Origin of the sequence: Pseudomonas trivialis (assembly GCF_036864995.1) — a bacterium.
Taxonomy (GTDB): domain Bacteria; phylum Pseudomonadota; class Gammaproteobacteria; order Pseudomonadales; family Pseudomonadaceae; genus Aquipseudomonas; species Aquipseudomonas trivialis.
On record NZ_CP142151.1, the window covers coordinates 4,477,455 to 4,492,867 of the forward strand.

19 protein-coding genes and 2 pseudogenes are annotated in these 15,413 nt (G+C 61.5%); 10 read left to right on the forward strand and 11 right to left on the reverse strand.

All coding sequences use genetic code 11. The features are described from left to right. Nucleotides 1-438: 438 nt before the first annotated feature. The 4 genes and pseudogenes from VRB54_RS19695 to VRB54_RS19710 all read right to left on the reverse strand — a co-directional run bounded on the left by VRB54_RS19695 (nucleotide 439) and on the right by VRB54_RS19710 (nucleotide 3,234). Nucleotides 439-1,350 (reverse strand): SDR family oxidoreductase, encoded by a 912-nt coding sequence (locus VRB54_RS19695; RefSeq protein WP_338478458.1) that lies wholly within the window; start codon nucleotides 1,348-1,350, stop codon nucleotides 439-441. Nucleotides 1,351-1,595: 245 nt separating this feature from the next. Further along, nucleotides 1,596-2,471, reverse strand: a pseudogene (locus VRB54_RS19700) (alpha/beta fold hydrolase); the annotation flags it as partial. Next, nucleotides 2,471-2,599, reverse strand: a complete 129-nt coding sequence (locus VRB54_RS19705; protein WP_422396065.1) for a hypothetical protein — start codon at nucleotides 2,597-2,599, stop codon at nucleotides 2,471-2,473. The gene VRB54_RS19705 and the pseudogene VRB54_RS19700, both read right to left, overlap by 1 nt. A gap of 179 nt (nucleotides 2,600-2,778) precedes the next feature. After that, a complete protein-coding gene (locus tag VRB54_RS19710) occupies nucleotides 2,779-3,234 on the reverse strand; it encodes a flavodoxin (RefSeq protein WP_338478459.1) in 456 nt (151 codons plus the stop codon). A 127-nt stretch (nucleotides 3,235-3,361) separates the two neighbouring features. On the opposite strand from VRB54_RS19710, the gene VRB54_RS19715 reads away from it, so the two are divergent. After that, nucleotides 3,362-3,829 (forward strand): PAS domain-containing protein, encoded by a 468-nt coding sequence (locus VRB54_RS19715; RefSeq protein ID WP_338478460.1) that lies wholly within the window; start codon nucleotides 3,362-3,364, stop codon nucleotides 3,827-3,829. Between the two features lie 58 nt (nucleotides 3,830-3,887). Further along, complete coding sequence (locus tag VRB54_RS19720) at nucleotides 3,888-4,493, forward strand: hypothetical protein (protein ID WP_209984714.1); 606 nt, start codon at nucleotides 3,888-3,890, stop codon at nucleotides 4,491-4,493. Nucleotides 4,494-4,495: 2 nt separating this feature from the next. Here VRB54_RS19720 and VRB54_RS19725 read toward each other — a convergent pair whose 3' ends face one another. After that, nucleotides 4,496-5,455, reverse strand: a complete 960-nt coding sequence (locus VRB54_RS19725) for a MerR family transcriptional regulator (protein WP_338478461.1) — start codon at nucleotides 5,453-5,455, stop codon at nucleotides 4,496-4,498. Between the two features lie 214 nt (nucleotides 5,456-5,669). Between VRB54_RS19725 and VRB54_RS19730 the strand changes: the two genes are divergently transcribed. The 6 genes from VRB54_RS19730 to VRB54_RS19755 are packed head-to-tail and all read left to right on the forward strand — an operon-like array spanning nucleotide 5,670 to nucleotide 8,597. Next, complete coding sequence (locus VRB54_RS19730) at nucleotides 5,670-6,227, forward strand: antibiotic biosynthesis monooxygenase (protein ID WP_338478462.1); 558 nt, start codon at nucleotides 5,670-5,672, stop codon at nucleotides 6,225-6,227. Nucleotides 6,228-6,284: 57 nt separating this feature from the next. Continuing rightward, a complete protein-coding gene (gene folM, locus VRB54_RS19735) occupies nucleotides 6,285-6,995 on the forward strand; it encodes a dihydromonapterin reductase (protein WP_338478463.1) in 711 nt (236 codons plus the stop codon). A 20-nt stretch (nucleotides 6,996-7,015) separates the two neighbouring features. Then, on the forward strand, nucleotides 7,016-7,576 hold the full coding sequence (gene folE / locus VRB54_RS19740; protein WP_338478464.1) for a GTP cyclohydrolase I FolE: 561 nt from the start codon (nucleotides 7,016-7,018) through the stop codon (nucleotides 7,574-7,576). A gap of 2 nt (nucleotides 7,577-7,578) precedes the next feature. Further along, the gene (folX, locus tag VRB54_RS19745) at nucleotides 7,579-7,950 is read left to right on the forward strand and encodes a dihydroneopterin triphosphate 2'-epimerase (RefSeq protein WP_057007329.1); all 372 of its coding nucleotides are present in this window, start codon (nucleotides 7,579-7,581) and stop codon (nucleotides 7,948-7,950) included. Nucleotides 7,951-7,966: 16 nt separating this feature from the next. Further along, on the forward strand, nucleotides 7,967-8,263 hold the full coding sequence (locus tag VRB54_RS19750; protein ID WP_338478465.1) for a DUF1244 domain-containing protein: 297 nt from the start codon (nucleotides 7,967-7,969) through the stop codon (nucleotides 8,261-8,263). Next, entirely contained in the window at nucleotides 8,256-8,597 is a 342-nt protein-coding gene (locus tag VRB54_RS19755; RefSeq protein ID WP_338478466.1) for a HopJ type III effector protein, read from the forward strand. Before VRB54_RS19750 ends, VRB54_RS19755 begins: the two co-directional genes overlap by 8 nt. A 180-nt stretch (nucleotides 8,598-8,777) precedes the next feature. Here the strand turns inward: VRB54_RS19755 and trxB are convergent, their stop codons facing one another. After that, complete coding sequence (gene trxB, locus VRB54_RS19760; protein WP_209984735.1) at nucleotides 8,778-9,740, reverse strand: thioredoxin-disulfide reductase; 963 nt, start codon at nucleotides 9,738-9,740, stop codon at nucleotides 8,778-8,780. Between the two features lie 142 nt (nucleotides 9,741-9,882). Further along, the gene (locus tag VRB54_RS19765) at nucleotides 9,883-10,023 is read right to left on the reverse strand and encodes a hypothetical protein (RefSeq protein ID WP_338478467.1); all 141 of its coding nucleotides are present in this window, start codon (nucleotides 10,021-10,023) and stop codon (nucleotides 9,883-9,885) included. Between VRB54_RS19765 and cysZ the strand changes: the two genes are divergently transcribed. Then, nucleotides 10,022-10,786 (forward strand): sulfate transporter CysZ, encoded by a 765-nt coding sequence (gene cysZ / locus VRB54_RS19770; RefSeq protein ID WP_338478468.1) that lies wholly within the window; start codon nucleotides 10,022-10,024, stop codon nucleotides 10,784-10,786. The two genes, VRB54_RS19765 and cysZ, sit on opposite strands and share 2 nt — an antisense overlap. A gap of 54 nt (nucleotides 10,787-10,840) precedes the next feature. Beyond that, nucleotides 10,841-12,043, forward strand: a complete 1,203-nt coding sequence (locus VRB54_RS19775; RefSeq protein ID WP_338478469.1) for a glycosyltransferase family 1 protein — start codon at nucleotides 10,841-10,843, stop codon at nucleotides 12,041-12,043. Here VRB54_RS19775 and VRB54_RS19780 read toward each other — a convergent pair. The 4 genes and pseudogenes from VRB54_RS19780 to proB form a co-directional block, all read right to left on the reverse strand. After that, nucleotides 12,012-13,115, reverse strand: a complete 1,104-nt coding sequence (locus VRB54_RS19780) for an NADH:flavin oxidoreductase (RefSeq protein WP_231423428.1) — start codon at nucleotides 13,113-13,115, stop codon at nucleotides 12,012-12,014. The two genes, VRB54_RS19775 and VRB54_RS19780, sit on opposite strands and share 32 nt — an antisense overlap. Before the next feature lie 113 nt (nucleotides 13,116-13,228). Next, a pseudogene (locus VRB54_RS19785) lies at nucleotides 13,229-13,710 on the reverse strand (glutathione peroxidase). 100 nt (nucleotides 13,711-13,810) lie between these two features. Further along, nucleotides 13,811-14,275 (reverse strand): CreA family protein, encoded by a 465-nt coding sequence (locus tag VRB54_RS19790; RefSeq protein ID WP_032869812.1) that lies wholly within the window; start codon nucleotides 14,273-14,275, stop codon nucleotides 13,811-13,813. 15 nt (nucleotides 14,276-14,290) lie between these two features. Continuing rightward, the gene (gene proB, locus VRB54_RS19795) at nucleotides 14,291-15,409 is read right to left on the reverse strand and encodes a glutamate 5-kinase (RefSeq protein WP_338481135.1); all 1,119 of its coding nucleotides are present in this window, start codon (nucleotides 15,407-15,409) and stop codon (nucleotides 14,291-14,293) included. Nucleotides 15,410-15,413: the final 4 nt, after the last annotated feature.

Consider the following 15,413-nt stretch of genomic DNA (forward strand, 5'->3'; position numbering starts at 1 on the left):
TCTTCCCCGGTGAGTGACAGAAGGCTTCACCCTACTGCCGCCCGCGGGGAGCGATAAGCGCACCAAGGAGGTATTCGTGTTGTCGCTCGAAAGGATTAACGGCCACGCTGGCCGGGCTTCGGGCGCGGGCATGCAGCGGGTGGATGGAGGGTCATCAAAGGGATGGATGGATCGTTACGAATTTTGTAATAGTCCTTGTCCCAATGAGATATTACTCATTCTGTAACAAACGACTATTCTGGCCGGGCTTTAAGAGCACTGCGCTCGCTCCCACCCCAGGGTGCAAAGCCGGATTCAACCTGATTGATGTTTTTATTCAATCGGTTATCGGTGTTCATTGACGTTTATCTGCCGCTCCTTGGTACAACGTCTTACTTCAGCCGCTGCGTTTGCAGCGGCTTTTTTTTGCCTGGGGATTAAAGGACGATCACGCAACGATCAGAGGCTGTATTTCTGCAAATTGGCCATCATCTCCTTCAGCGCCTCGATGTTGTCCTGCGGGTGGGCGGCTCCTTCGAAGTCGCAGATCTGCGCCCAGTGCGCCGCCACATCGTCGGGCGAGAAGCCGGCCTGCGGATCAAACCCCACCCCCAGGCTGCGCTCCCAGCGGGTCTTGCCGATCCAGCCGCCGCCGACTTCAAACAGGCCCGAGGTGTCCTGGCAGGCCTCGCTGCCCAGGTACACCACCAGCGGGCTGACCAACTCCGGCTTGAGGCGCTCGAACACCTGCGGCGGAATCAGGCCTTCGGTCATGCGTGTGCCGCCGGTGGGGGCAATGGCGTTGACCAGGATGTTGTGCTTGCGCCCTTCCAGCGCCAGGGTGCGGGTCAGGCCATACAGTCCGAGCTTGGCCATGCCGTAGTTGGACTGGCCGAAGTTGCCGTAGATGCCCGAGGTGGACGCGGTGAAAATCACCCGTCCGTACGCTTGCTCACGCAGGTGCGGCCAGGCGGCGCGGGTGACTTTGTAGGCGCCTTCAACATGCACCCGGTAAACCAGGTCCCAATCGCTGTCCTCCATCTTGTGGAAGGTTTTGTCGCGCAGGATGCCGGCGTTGTTAACCACCACGTCGATGCGACCGAATGCGTCCATGGCATTCTGCACAATTCTGTCACCGTCGGTGACCGAGTCATGGTTGGCCTCGGCAATGCCGCCGGCCTCGCGGATTTCGGCGACCACCCGGTCGGCCGCCGAGGCGTTGGCGCCTTCGCCCTGTGCGGAGCCGCCGAGATCGTTGACCAGCACCCTGGCCCCGTGCTTGGCAAACAGCAACGCATGGGCGCGGCCCAACCCGCCGCCGGCACCGGTGACGATCACGACCTTATCCTGGAACTGCACTGACTCACTCATACCGAACTCCACAGGCGACAATGACAATGGCTCGAGTGTCCGGCACCGAGCGTGCGGTCACAATAAACACGGCCGCGGCTGAATGGTGCGCGATAAGGCAGCGGGATGATTGCGTGGCGAACACGGTCGTTGTGGCTGCGGCGAGCAGGTTTGTTGTGGCAAGCGCGCTCGCCACGGGAATATTGGTTGGCTGAAATAGGCTTACCCAAGCCTTCATCGCGAGCAAGCCCCTCCCACACGGTGGCGCGTGCGATGTGCGCGCGAAACGTCAGGTAATGCTTGAGCACCTGCACCGGCGCTTCAATCTGCGGGTAGTGGCCGATATTGGTCAGCAGCACGGTATCGGCGTGGGGCACCAGTTGATGGTATCGCTCCACCATGTGCGCGCCGGAGATCGGGTCGACCTCGCCATCGATCACGCGCAACGGCACATCGCCCACTTGCATGGCCGCCACCCAGCGATCGCGCAGAGTGCGGCGCTGGGGCACGTAGGCGATGAGTTTGTGCAGGATGCGCGTGCCGTCGTTGGCGCTGATCAGGCTCCAGAAATCGTCCAGGGCGCTTTCGCTGGGGCGGGTCTGGGGGGCGAAGATCTGGCTGAAGCTATTGGACAGGGCATTGCGCCCAAAGGCGCGGCTGATCATCCACCCCAATGGGCTGAGCAAAAGCTTTTGCAGCAGCGCCGGGTGATGGGTTTCGGGAAACAACCCGCCGTTGAGGAACACGCAGCTGGCCATCTGGAAGCGACCTTCGTAATGCCGGGCCAGCAGTTCCTGAGCGACGCTGTCGCCGTAGTCATGGGCCAGCACATGCACGGGCTGCTCGACCCCCAGGTGCTGGAGCAGCGCCTGTTGCAGATCGGCCTGCTCCAGCAGGCAATAGCCGTGATCCAGCGGTTTTGCCGAATCGCCAAAACCGAGCATGTCGCAGGCGATCACCAGGTTGCGCTGGGCCAAAGGCTGCCACAGGTAGTGCCAGTCCCAACTGGCGGTGGGGAAGCCATGGATCAGCAGCAGCGGCTCACCCTGGCCGGCCACCCAGTAACGAATGGTATGGCCGCGAAATTCAAAACTGCGACTGCGCTTGCGCCAGGCGCGCAACGGGATCTCGGCGAGTGGCATCAGGTTTTATACCCCGGGTCTTGCAGGTGGCGTTTGCGCGGCGGCGCCAGGGTTACACGCGCTTGCCATTCGGCGGCGCTGACCTGGTCTTTGACATTCGGTGGCGATAGAACGGGGGATAGGCTCACGGCGATGACCTCCTTGGTGCATTTCTTATTATTTTTTTAAGTGATGGGCCAGTCTAGTCAGACACCCTGGCGCGATGAGTTGCCTTCGCAGCCAGCTTGATGACCGTGCGAGTCAGTTGCAAGAATAGTCCAGATCAGGGGTCGGCGGCGTCAGAGAAGCGCCGCCAGAAAAGCCGCAATCAGCCGCGCAGGGCCGTTACCAGCTCGCCCAGCCAGGGCTCGGCGTCGGCTTCCGGGGTGACGCTTTCGCTGGCGTCCAGGCGCAGCATCGGCAGGACTTCGCGCACACCAAGCTCACTGAACAATTCGCGCATCTGCTCGCCACCGCCGCAAAAGGTGTCGCCATAGCTGGCGTCGCCCAGGCCGATCACGGCGCCCGGGAGTCCGCGCCAGGCGGCGGGCAGTTGGTCACGGATGCTCGAATACAAGGGCTGCAGATTGTCGGGCAATTCGCCCATGCCGGTGGTGGAGGTCACGGCCAGCAAAGCCTCGGGCGCAAATGCCTGCACGTCTGCCAGGGTGGCGCGAGGGTTGTGCCAGGCTTCGAAGCCGGCCGTTTTGAGGATGCCGACGGCGTGGCGGGCGACTTCTTCAGCCGTGCCGTACACTGAGCCGGAAAGGATGGCGACTTTCATCAATCTGATCCTGTGGTTGAGTGAAAGCCTGGGATATTAACAGTTGAGGCATATATTTCGGTGCGCCCCGTGCAACATCCTGCCGGTGCCATAAACTGCCCTTTGAAAACACGCTTTGGACCGCTTAATGATTAACCCCAACCTGATGCAAATGGTGATCAACGCTTCCAACGACGGCATCGTGGTAGCCGAACGGGAAGGCCGAGAGACGCCGGTGATCTACGTCAACCCGGCGTTCGAGCGCCTGACCGGCTACACCCTCGATGAAATCCTCTATCAGGACTGCCGCTTCCTGCAGACCGGTGACCGCGACCAGCCAGGCCTGATGACCATTCGCAAGGCCATGAAAGAAGGCACCTCCTGCCGCGAAATCCTGCGCAACTACCGCAAGGACGGCACGCCGTTCTGGAATGAGCTGTCGCTTTCTACCCTGTATAACGAGGCCGACAAGGTGACGTATTTCATCGGTGTGCAAAAGGACGTCACACTGCAGGTCAAGGCGCAGCAGCGCGTCGCGCAGCTTGAAGCGGAACTGGCCGAGGTCAAGGCTGAGCTCGCAGCGCTGAAGGCGGCGGCCGGATCGAATAAAGTTTAGAAAACGTGGGCATTAGAATGGATAATCGCCCCTCACTCTTCCTCATTGAGCCCGATCAATGTCACGCGAAGCGCTTCTGACTCAGGATGAGTTGGATTTCATTCAGAACATGCAGCACAACCCCCAGCTCAATCTAAGGGATGCGTCGTCGAGCCTGACGGTCAATGGCGGTGCGCAATTGCGCGACCTGCTCACCCGGCTGGCGGCTCACGATCACGTCACGCTGCAGGCGCAATTCGACAACCAGCAACTCACGTTCCCCCTGCATCTGGAGGAGGATGAGTTCAATGCGGTGCATTTGCGAGTCGGGGTGCCGAGCATCTTCGAAGACGGGCCGATGATCCGCCCTTGGCGCCTGGCGCTGGACACACCGGTGGCGCTGGAAAACATCCGCGGCACTCCCGGCGCACTGTGGGTGCATCAGGTGTCATTCAAGGGTGTGCTGGTAGAGATGCGTGGCCGGGTCAAGCCGCCCAAGAGTTTTTCGCTGTGGTTCAGCCCATCGGGTTACGAGCGCATTTCACTGCGCGGGGCGTTCGAGCGGGAGACGGCGCGGGGTCTGTTCGCCTACCGCCTCAGCCAGGGTGATGCGGATGAAACCGAACGCCTGCGCCAGTTCATCCTGCACGAACATCGCCGGGTGCACCCGCATATGCACGCCTGAATTCAGGCATCCAGCTTCGCGCCGAGAAACTGCTGCAAGCGAGCCTGCATCGACTGCCCGTCATTGCCCAGGCAGCCGATGGCGGAATCCTCAAGGCTTTCGCGGGCCAGGTCCGATGCGTCTCCGGCCAGCAGCAACGGGCAGTCCAGGGTCAGTGCGAGGCGCTTGAGGCGCAGCGGCAATTCGCTGCCAGGCGCGTGATTGGAAAACAACGCCAGTGCACGCGGCCGGGTTTTTTCGCACACCAGCGTCAACTCATCGAACGGCTGGCCCACGCCCAGCACCTTGACCGAGAGCTGATCGCTGCTCATCAAGACCCCTGCCACCAACAACTCCAGCTCACGACACTCTCCGGCAATGGCCGCCAGCAACACACGCGGCGCTGGAGAAGCGCAGGCCAGTCGCAAGCGTTTTGAGGTGCTGGCACGCAGAAAGTTATCGAAGAACAACCATTCACTGGCCTGGTCGAAGCGGCCTTGATGGCGCAACAGATCGCTCCATAGAGGCATCAGAATGTCCTGGAACGCTACGCTGGCCGGGTAAGTCGCAAAAATCTGGCCGTAGAGGGTGTCCAACTGGGCATCGTCAAAAGCGCTGATCGCAAGCATCAACTGCGCCTGCCAACTCGGCCATTCGCCCTCCTCGACCGGATTTCGCTCAGCGCGCACCACAACGGCCTGCTGGTCATCACGGGCGATGATCTTCGCGACCTTGCTGACGGCCAGCCCACGTTCGATCCAGTCGAGGATGCGATTGACCGTGTCGATATCCGCTCTGGAGTACAGGCGATGCCCGCTTTCGGTGCGTGTGGGCTGGATCAGGGCATGGCGCCGCTCCCACGCACGCAGGGTGACGGGGTTGACGCCGGTCAACCTGGAGACTTCACGAATCGGAAACAGCTCGTCGGAAACGGAGTCGGCAACCGGGGCGATTTCGTGGACAGGAGCAATGATTTCGGACATCAGGAGGCCAACGACGTACGTGAAATTGGATCCTATTTAACGCTTTTATACCGCTGTTTTTCAAGGACCGTGCCTATCAGACCAATGTCGCTGGTGTATTCGCGCAAAACAGGAATAATCCTTGCCTGCCTTTTCAACCGAGCTGCAACACCCCGCAGCTTCGTTTGTGCGCCACCTACCCGGTTCAGCGCACCCGTACATTCGGAGATACACAATGTCTACCTCACCCGTCACCTTGATGGTTGCGCGCCGTGTGGCCAAAGGGCGCTACGAAGAACTGATGGCCTGGCTGCGCGAAGGCGAGCAATTGGCCACGGATTTCCCCGGTTACCTGGGCTCCGGCGTGCTGGCCCCGCCACCCCATGACGATGAATTTCAGATCATCTTCCGCTTCGCCGATGAAACCACCCTGCATGCCTGGGAGTTTTCCGCCTCGCGCAGTGCCTGGCTAAGCCGTGGCAGCGAGCTGTTCGCCGACCCGTCCGAGCACCGCGTGCGCGGCATCGATGGCTGGTTTGGCGCAGTGGGCGCGCGACCGCCGCGCTGGAAACAGGCAGTGGCGATCTGGCTGGCGTTTTTCCCGGTGTCGCTGCTGTTCAACTTTGGCCTGGGTCCGCTGCTGGGCGAGCTGGATCTAGTCCCGCGCATTCTGGTCAGCACCCTGGCGCTCACGCCGTTGATGGTGTTCTGGTTCATTCCTCTGTCGACCCACCTGCTGGCCAACTGGCTCCACCCCTCGCCGCGGTCCAAGGTCACGCAAGCCCCGGCCTGAGTACAGCGAAGGCCGGTCGCTGGTATAGTTTCAACCTGCCCGCGACCTGAGCCTCCCATGACCGCACTCCTTGCCCCGATCCTGATCACCGGCGCCGCCCAGCGCGTCGGCCTGCATTGTGCCGAGCGCCTGCTGGACGCGGGTCAGCCGGTAATTTTCAGCTACCGCAGCGAGCGCCCGGGCGTTCACGCGTTGCGCGAGCGTGGTGCCACAGGACTGTTTGCCGACTTCTCCAGCGAGGCCGGGATTCTTGCGTTTATCGCCGAGCTGAAAACCCATACCGACTGCCTGCGTGCAATCATCCACAACGCCTCGACCTGGGTCGCGGAAACGCCGGGCGACGAAAGCCGCGCGTTTACCGACATGTTCAGCGTGCACATGCTTGCGCCGTATCTGATCAACCTGCATTGTTCAACCTTGCTGCAGCGCTCGACACCTGCCGATATCGTGCATATCAGCGATGACGTGGTCAGCAAGGGCAGCCATCGGCACATCGCCTATTGCGCCACCAAGGCCGGGCTCGACAGCCTCACGCTGTCATTTGCCGCGCAGTTCGCGCCGCTGATCAAGGTCAACGGCATTGCGCCGGCGATGGTGATGTTCAACGAGGGCGACGATGCCGCTTACCGCGACAAAGTCCTGGCCAAGTCTGCCCTGGGCATCGAGCCCGGGCCCGACGTGATCTACCAGAGTGTGCGTTACCTGCTGGACAACCCCTATGTCACTGGAACCACCCTGACCGTCAACGGTGGGCGGCATATCAAGTAAGCCGTTTTTGAGGATGTTGTATGACTGTATCCCTGCCCCACCACTATCGAGAGATCCTCAAGGGCCTGGGTGAAGACCCGGAACGCGAAGGCCTGCTCGACACCCCCAAGCGCGCCGCCAAGGCTATGCAATACCTGTGTCATGGCTACGAGCAGAACCTGGAAACCATCGTCAACGGCGCGCTGTTCGCGTCCGACAACGATGAGATGGTGATCCTCAAGGACATCGAACTGTATTCGCTGTGCGAGCATCACCTGCTGCCCTTTATCGGCAAGGCCCATGTGGCCTATATTCCGACCGGCAAGGTGCTGGGCCTGTCGAAGCTGGCGCGCATCGTCGACATGTTCGCCCGGCGCCTGCAGATTCAGGAGAACCTCACCCGGCAAATTGCCGACGCCATCCAGAGCGTAACCCAGGCGGCCGGTGTGGCAGTGGTGATCGAGGCGCAGCACATGTGCATGATGATGCGCGGCGTGGAAAAACAGAATTCAACCATGAACACTTCGGTGATGCTCGGCGCGTTTCGCGAGTCGAGCACCACGCGCATGGAGTTCCTGCAACTGATTGGACGGAGCAAGTAGCAATGCCACAACTTCAACCAGGCATGGCGCGCATCCGGGTCAAGGACCTGTGCCTGCGTACCTTTATCGGCATCAATGAGGAAGAAATCCTCAACAAGCAGGACGTGCTGATCAACCTGACCATCCTGTATGCCGCCCAGGCAGCCGTGCGCGACAACGATATCGACCACGCCCTGAATTATCGCACCATCACCAAAGCGATCATTGCTCACGTGGAAGGCAACCGCTTTGCCTTGCTCGAACGCCTCACCCAGGAACTGCTGGACCTGGTGATGGGCAATGAATCCGTACTGTATGCCGAAGTCGAAGTGGACAAGCCCCATGCGCTGCGCTTTGCCGAATCGGTGTCGATTACCCTGGCGGCCAGCCGCTGACAGTGAAGTGAGCCCTATGAACGACCAACAACGCCTCGAACTCGAAGCCGCCGCCTTTCGCCGGCTGGTGGCGCACCTGGACAGCCGCAAGGATGTGCAGAACATCGACCTGATGAACCTGTCGGGCTTCTGCCGTAACTGCTTGTCCAAGTGGTACAAGGCCGAGGTCGACGAGCGCCAGATCGAACTGAGCCTGGATGACGCCCGGGAAGTGGTGTACGGCATGCCCTACGCCGAGTGGAAAGCCCAGTACCAGCAAGAAGCCAGCGCCGACCAGCAGGCCGCGTTCGCCAAAGGAAAAACCCATGACTGACCTGAACACCCTGCGCGCCAGCTTGAACAGCGGCGAACATGTATTCGCCGACACCCTGGCGTTTATCGCCGCCGGTTACGACTACCAGCCGCAAGCCTTCACCAATGGCAACGTGGAAAACGCCGCCGGGCAGAACGAAGGTTCGTGCAAGACCTTGGGTTTGGCGTTGCTGGAAGGCTTGAGCGACCAGCAAGCACTGTTGGCGTTTGGCGAGCATTACCGGTCGGTGGTGGCGACGCCGGAGGGCAGTGACCATGGCAATATCCGGGCGTTGATCGAACATGGCCTGGCCGGCGTAAAATTTGCGGCACAGCCTCTGACCCGCAAATCCTGAGCCAGACATAGATCAAAATGTGGGAGGGGGCTTGCTCCCGATGGCAGTGTGTCAGTCACTCATACTTTGACTGACCCACCGCCATCGGGAGCAAGCCCCCTCCCACATTTGCCTTGCGGTGTGGTTTAGATTGGGCATAAAAAAACCGGCCTCTCAGCCGGTTTTTTCAGTTCAACAAGTTTAGAACGACGCGTCCTTCAACCCATCGAGGTAACGCTCGGCGTCCAGGGCCGCCATGCAGCCGGCGCCGGCCGAGGTGATGGCCTGGCGGTAGACGTGGTCGGCCACGTCACCGGCGGCGAAGATGCCGTCGATGTTGGTGGCTGTGGCGTTGCCTTCACGGCCGCCCTGCACCACCAGGTAACCGTCTTTGGCGTCCAGCACGCCTTCGAACAATGAGGTGTTCGGGGTATGGCCGATGGCGATGAACACGCCGTCGACTTTCAGCTCGTCGAAGCTGCCGTCGTTGTTCTTCAGGCGTGCACCGGTCACGCCCATGTTGTCGCCCAGGACTTCGTCCAGGGTGGCGTTAAGCTTGAGGATGATCTTGCCTTCAGCAACACGGGCGTGCAGCTTGTCGATCAGGATCTTCTCGGCGCGGAAGGTCTCGCGACGGTGTACCAGGGTCACGGTACTGGCAATGTTGGCCAGGTACAGCGCTTCTTCCACGGCGGTGTTGCCGCCACCGACCACTGCCACTGGTTTGTTGCGATAGAAGAAACCGTCGCAGGTGGCGCAGGCGGACACGCCTTTGCCCATGAACGCTTCTTCCGACGGCAGGCCCAGGTAACGGGCGCTGGCGCCGGTGGCGATGATCAGCGCGTCACAGGTGTACACGCCGCTGTCGCCGGTCAGGCTGTATGGCTTTTTCGAGAAGTCGACTTTGTTGATGTGGTCGAACACGATCTCGGTTTCAAAGCGCTCGGCGTGTTCCTTCATGCGTTCCATCAGCGCCGGGCCGGTCAGGCCGTGCACGTCACCCGGCCAGTTGTCGACTTCCGTGGTGGTGGTCAACTGACCGCCCGCCTGCATGCCGGTGATCAGCAGCGGCTTGAGGTTGGCCCGGGCAGCGTAGACGGCCGCGCTGTAACCGGCAGGGCCGGAACCGAGAATAATCACTCGCGAATGACGGGTATCAGACATGACTCACTCCTGTCGACCGCCCGCAGAACAGGACGGCTGGAATAAAAAAGGACTGCGAAGCACTTGGGGAAGGCTTGAACTCGCAGATCCTGAAAATGATGGGTGCAGCGTATAGAGGGGGGCAAGATTAAGGAAATACGCATTAACAATCCAGCTCATAGGTGGTCTCTATGCAGTCGGCTCGACTCATCGACAGCTTTGTTACTGCTGATGTTGCCGCTTTCGACTTGAGTGCAAAGTCGGTAAGGTCGGCGCGTTCGTCATCCTGCTCGGAGTTCACCATGCCTGCTCCTGTTCTTTCCGGCCCGCAATACCTGCGCGAAGGCCTCAAACTGGTATTGAGCCCCGGCCTGCGCCTGTTTGTGCTGCTGCCGCTGGCGATCAACCTGGTGCTGTTCGTCGGCTTGATCTATTTCGCCGGCCATCAGTTCAGCCTGTGGGTCGATCACCTGATGCCAACGCTGCCCGGCTGGCTGAGCTTTCTGAATTACCTGTTGTGGCCGCTGTTTGTGGTGCTGGTGGTGCTGATGGTGTTTTTCACCTTCACCATGCTGGCCAACATCATTGCGGCGCCTTTCAACGGGTTTCTGTCGGAAAAGGTCGAAGTGGTGGTACGCGGCACCGATGACTTCCCGGCGTTCAGCTGGGGCGAGTTGATCGCCATGGTCCCGCGCACCCTGGCCCGGGAAATGCGCAAGCTGGGCTATTTCCTGCCACGCGCCGTCGGGCTGTTTATCCTGTCGTTCATTCCGGTGGTCAACCTGATCGCAGCGCCGCTGTGGCTGCTGTTCGGCGTGTGGATGATGGCGATCCAGTACATCGACTACCCGGCCGACAACCACAAGCTGGGCTGGAACGAAATGCTCGCCTGGCTGCGCCAGAAGCGCTGGCAGAGCATGAGTTTTGGCGGGATTGTCTACCTGGTGCTGCTGGTGCCGGTGGTGAACCTGCTGATGATGCCGGCGGCGGTGGCCGGGGCGACGCTGTTCTGGGTGCGTGAGCAAGGTGCCGAGGCGATGGCGGCGAAACCGATCACTCGGTCATAAATCCATCATCCGCGCGACACATTGACGACATGGCCCACAGCGACACTGTGGGTCATGACGACAGCCTCGCTCCATATCACTCTGATCACCGAAACCTTCCCGCCGGAAATCAACGGGGTGGCCAATACCCTTGGCCGTCTGTGCGACGGTTTGCGCGCCCGTGGCCATGTGGTCGAACTGGTTCGCCCGCGCCAGGGCGTCGACCAGTGCCGGCCCAGCGACGACGAACTTTTGCTGTGCCGCGGCTGGCCGCTGCCAGGCTACCCGGGCCTGCAATGGGGCCAGTCGTCGATGCACAAGCTGTTACGGCGGTGGACGCGCCAACGCCCGGACGTGCTGTACATCGCCACCGAGGGGCCACTGGGGCTCTCGGCACTGCGCGCGGCGCGCAGGTTGGGCATCAGCGTGGTGAGTGGCTTTCACACCAACTTCCAGCAATACACCAACCGCTACGGGCTGAGCCTGCTGAGCCGTATGGTTACGCATTACCTGCGCTGGTTTCATAACCGCTCGAGCCTGACCCTGGTGCCCAGCGCCAGCCAGCGCCTGGAGCTGGAGCGCCGGCATTTCGATCGTTTGGGGATGTTGTCGCGTGGGGTCGACAGCCAATTGTTCCATCCCGCCAAACGTGACTGCACGCTGCGTGAGAGCTGGGGTTTGGAAAGCGACGACATCGCTGTGCTGCACGTGGGACGCCTGGCTCAGGAGAAAAACCTCGGGCTGCTCAAGCGCTGCTTTGAGGGGCTGCAGGACAGCTACCCCACCCGGCGCATGAAGCTGATCATCGTGGGTGACGGCCCGCAACGCGCTGTACTGGAGCGCGACCTGCCCGACGCCGTGTTCTGCGGCACCCGGCGAGGCGAAGAGCTGGCGCGCCATTACGCCTCAGGCGATCTGTTCCTGTTTCCCAGCCTGACCGAAACTTTCGGCAATGTGGTGCTGGAAGCCATGGCCTCGGGGCTTGGTGTGGTCGCGTATGACCAGGCGGCGGCCACCCAGCATATTCGCCATGGCTACAACGGCGTACTGGCCATGCCTGGCGATGAGGGCGCGTTTTGCGATGCGGCCATCTGGCTGCTGGAGGAGCGCGAGACCTTGCGCAGGGCGCGCCTGAACGCGCGCCAGCATGCGAGCCGCCAAGGGTGGACGGCGATTATCGAGCAGTTCGAGCGCCAACTACGCGGCGTGTGCAAGGACCCGCAACCGTTGCCGGTCCTCACGCCCTTTACACCAGGGTCGTCAGCGCCTCACGACTGAACGGCAAAATATCGCCCTCACGCCCTTCACGTACCTTCACCGCCCACTCCGGGTCCACCAGCAGGGCGCGGCCCACGGCCACCAGATCGAACTCGTCGTTGTTCAGGCGCTCGAGCAGTTTTTCCAGGCTGGCCGGCTGCGCGACCTTGTCAGTGTTGACCATGAACTGCAGGAACTCGCCATCCAGGCCAACGCTGCCCACGGTGATGGTCGGCTTGCCGGTGAGCTGACGGGTCCAGCCGGCCAGGTTGAGGTCGGAGCCTTCGAACTCCGGCTCCCAGAAGCGACGGGTGGAGCAGTGGAAAATATCCACGCCGGCGTCGGACAACGGTTTGAGGAATTCACCCAGCGCCTCGGGGGTTTGCACCAGCCGTGCGGTGTAGTCCTGCTGCTTCCACTGGGAGAAACGGAAGATGATCGGGAAATCCGGGCCCACGGCGGCGCGGGTGGCCTGGATCAACTCGATGGCAAACCGCGAACGGTTGGCCAGGCTGCCGCCGTAGTCGTCAGTACGCTGGTTGCTGCCTTCCCAGAAGAACTGGTCGACCAGGTAACCATGAGCGCCGTGGATCTCCACGCCATCCATGCCGATGCGCTGAGCATCCCTGGCCGCCTGAGCGAAGGCGTCGATCACGTCCTTGATGTCCTGAACAGTCATGCCGTGGACGACCACCGTGCCGTCCTTGAGTTTTTCCATCGGGCCGTAGGCCGGCACACTGGCGTCAGGCTCGGTGCCGAGACGGCGCACACTGCCCACGTGCCACAGTTGCGGGACGATCTTGCCGCCTTCGGCATGTACCGCGTCGACCACCTGCTTCCAGCCGGCCAGGGCGGCTTCGCCGTAAAAATGCGGGACGTTGGGGTAGCCATTGGAGGCCACGTGACCGACCACGGTGCCTTCGGTGATGATCAGACCCACGCCGGCAGCAGCGCGGCGACGGTAGTATTCGATTACCTTGGCGTTGGGCACGCCGCCCGGGGAAAAGGAACGGGTCATGGGCGCCATGACCACGCGGGTCGACAGTTGCAGAGTACCGAGTTGGAAGGGTTTGAACAGAGCTTGGACAGGCACGGGACACTCCACGAAAGAAGGGTTTATGACGTGGATAATATGGGCCGGGCCGTGCGCCGCACAGCACTATTGATCTGAGTGATTGAGGGCCAGAAGTGAGCGGAGTCTGTGACTCAGCTCAGGGCTTTTTCGATGGCCTGGACGATTGCCGGGTCTTCCGGGGAGTGCGTGGTGAGAAACGCGCCAGCACGCGTCCATCTTTGCCCAACAGGAATTTCTCGAAATTCCAGGTGATATCCCCAGGAAACTCGGCGCCCTCGCCCGCCAGCAAGCGGTACAACTGGTGACGCTCGGAACCATTCACGTCGAGCTTGCTGCCCAGGGGAAACGTAACGCCGTAGTTCAGGCTGCAGAACTGGCTGATTTCTTCGTCGGTGCCCGGCTCCTGCCCAGCAAACTGATTGCATGGCAGGCCCAGCACGGTGAACCCCTGGTCCTTGTACTGCTGATAGAGGTTTTCCAGCGCCGCGTACTGCGGGGTCAAACCACATTTGGAGGCCACGTTGACCACCAGCACCACCTGCCCCTTGAAGGGTGCCAGCGGAAGCTCTTGACCGTCCAAAGCTTTGAGTTTCAGGTCGTGGAAAGCACTCATGACGAACTCCAGATATCCATGTTCTTTGCGTTGCACAGGTTCGAGATTACAGACCGCGAGCCTGCAATCATAGACACCGATGACAAAACTCGCCCGCCGGTTACTGAGCGGTCGGCCACGGCAAAATCGGAATCGCAGTGACCGCATTCTGCGGGCTGCCCTCGATCAGGCGGTCGCTGTAGACCAGATACACTAGGGTATTGCGCTTCTTGTCGAGAAAGCGCACCACCTGCATGGTCTTGAACACCAGCGAGGTGCGCTCCTTGAACACCTCGTCGCCATCCTTGAGGTCGCCCTTGAAATGAATCGGGCCGACCTGACGACAGGCGATCGAGGCTTCGGCGCGATCTTCGGCAAGGCCCAGGCCGCCCTTGACGCCGCCGGTCTTGGCGCGGGACAGGTAGCAGGTCACGCCGTCGACCTTGGGGTCGTCAAAAGCTTCGACAACGATACGGTCGTTGGGGCCGACAAACTTGAACACCGTCGACACCTGGGCGATTTCTTCGGCTGAGGCCACCAGCGGTGTGAGCAACAACAAGCCGAGTACGCACTTCATTAAACGCATCGTGTATTCCTTTGGTTAAACCAGGATCAGGTTGTCGCGGTGAACCAGTTCCGGTTCGGCCATGTAACCCAATAATCCGACAATGGCGTCGGACGATTGTCCAATAATTTTCTGCGCCTCCAGGGCACTGTAGTTGGCCAGCCCGCGAGCGACTTCGCGACCGTCAGGAGCGACACACACCACCATCTCGCCACGGCGGAAACTGCCCTGCACCCGTTTGACGCCCACCGGCAGCAGGCTCTTGTTGCCCTGGGACAACGCCGAGACCGCTCCGGCGTCCAGCACCAGGGTGCCACGGGTTTGCAAATGCCCCGCCAGCCACTGCTTGCGCGCTGCCAGCATGCCGCGCTCCGGCGACAGCAGCGTGCCGATGCGCTCGCCCGCCTTGAGGCGATCCAGCACGCGTTCAAGACGCCCGCCAACGATGATGGTGTGCGCGCCGGAACGTGCCGCCAGGCGCGCAGCACGCAGCTTGGTCTGCATGCCGCCACGGCCCAGGGCGCCGCCGACGCTGCCGGCGACCGCGTCCAGTGCAGGGTCATCCGCGCGCGCCTCATAAATCAGCTGCGCGTCGGGGTTGTTGCGCGGGTCGGCGTCGAACATGCCGTCGCGGTCGGTCAGGATCACCAGCAGGTCGGCTTCGACCAGGTTGGCGACCAGCGCGGCCAGCGTATCGTTGTCGCCGAAGCGGATTTCGTCGGTGACCACCGTGTCGTTCTCGTTGATCACCGGGATCACCTTGAGCTCCACCAGCGCGCGCAAGGTGCTGCGGGCGTTGAGGTAGCGCTTGCGGTCGGACAGATCGTCGTGGGTCAGCAAGATCTGCGCCGTATGACGGCCGTGCTCGGCAAAGCTCGACTCCCAGGTCTGCACCAGGCCCATCTGGCCGATGGCAGCGGCGGCTTGCAGTTCGTGCATCGCGCTGGGTCGCGCGGTCCAGCCGAGGCGGCTCATGCCGGCGGCAACGGCGCCTGAGGACACCAGCACCAACTCCACGCCCGCTTCATGCAAGGCCACCATCTGCTCGACCCAGACGCTCATTGCTGCGCGATCCAGACCTTTGCCATCCGCCGTCAGCAGCGCACTTCCGATCTTTACGACCCAGCGCTGCGCGCCTGTCACTTTGCTCCGCATCATC

Bases quoted from the DNA above. Each gene is read 5' to 3' on its own strand.
- VRB54_RS19695 (WP_338478458.1), bottom strand. From the start codon at position 1,350: ATGAGTGAGTCAGTGCAGTTCCAGGATAAGGTCGTGATCGTCACCGGT.
- VRB54_RS19710 (WP_338478459.1), bottom strand. From the start codon at position 3,234: ATGAAAGTCGCCATCCTTTCCGGCTCAGTGTACGGCACGGCTGAAGAA.
- VRB54_RS19715 (WP_338478460.1), top strand. From the start codon at position 3,362: ATGATTAACCCCAACCTGATGCAAATGGTGATCAACGCTTCCAACGAC.
- VRB54_RS19720 (WP_209984714.1), top strand. From the start codon at position 3,888: ATGTCACGCGAAGCGCTTCTGACTCAGGATGAGTTGGATTTCATTCAG.
- VRB54_RS19725 (WP_338478461.1), bottom strand. From the start codon at position 5,455: ATGTCCGAAATCATTGCTCCTGTCCACGAAATCGCCCCGGTTGCCGAC.
- VRB54_RS19730 (WP_338478462.1), top strand. From the start codon at position 5,670: ATGTCTACCTCACCCGTCACCTTGATGGTTGCGCGCCGTGTGGCCAAA.
- folM (WP_338478463.1), top strand. From the start codon at position 6,285: ATGACCGCACTCCTTGCCCCGATCCTGATCACCGGCGCCGCCCAGCGC.
- folE (WP_338478464.1), top strand. From the start codon at position 7,016: ATGACTGTATCCCTGCCCCACCACTATCGAGAGATCCTCAAGGGCCTG.
- folX (WP_057007329.1), top strand. From the start codon at position 7,579: ATGCCACAACTTCAACCAGGCATGGCGCGCATCCGGGTCAAGGACCTG.
- VRB54_RS19750 (WP_338478465.1), top strand. From the start codon at position 7,967: ATGAACGACCAACAACGCCTCGAACTCGAAGCCGCCGCCTTTCGCCGG.
- VRB54_RS19755 (WP_338478466.1), top strand. From the start codon at position 8,256: ATGACTGACCTGAACACCCTGCGCGCCAGCTTGAACAGCGGCGAACAT.
- trxB (WP_209984735.1), bottom strand. From the start codon at position 9,740: ATGTCTGATACCCGTCATTCGCGAGTGATTATTCTCGGTTCCGGCCCT.
- cysZ (WP_338478468.1), top strand. From the start codon at position 10,022: ATGCCTGCTCCTGTTCTTTCCGGCCCGCAATACCTGCGCGAAGGCCTC.
- VRB54_RS19765 (WP_338478467.1), bottom strand. From the start codon at position 10,023: ATGGTGAACTCCGAGCAGGATGACGAACGCGCCGACCTTACCGACTTT.
- VRB54_RS19775 (WP_338478469.1), top strand. From the start codon at position 10,841: ATGACGACAGCCTCGCTCCATATCACTCTGATCACCGAAACCTTCCCG.
- VRB54_RS19790 (WP_032869812.1), bottom strand. From the start codon at position 14,275: ATGCGTTTAATGAAGTGCGTACTCGGCTTGTTGTTGCTCACACCGCTG.
- proB (WP_338481135.1), bottom strand. From the start codon at position 15,409: ATGCGGAGCAAAGTGACAGGCGCGCAGCGCTGGGTCGTAAAGATCGGA.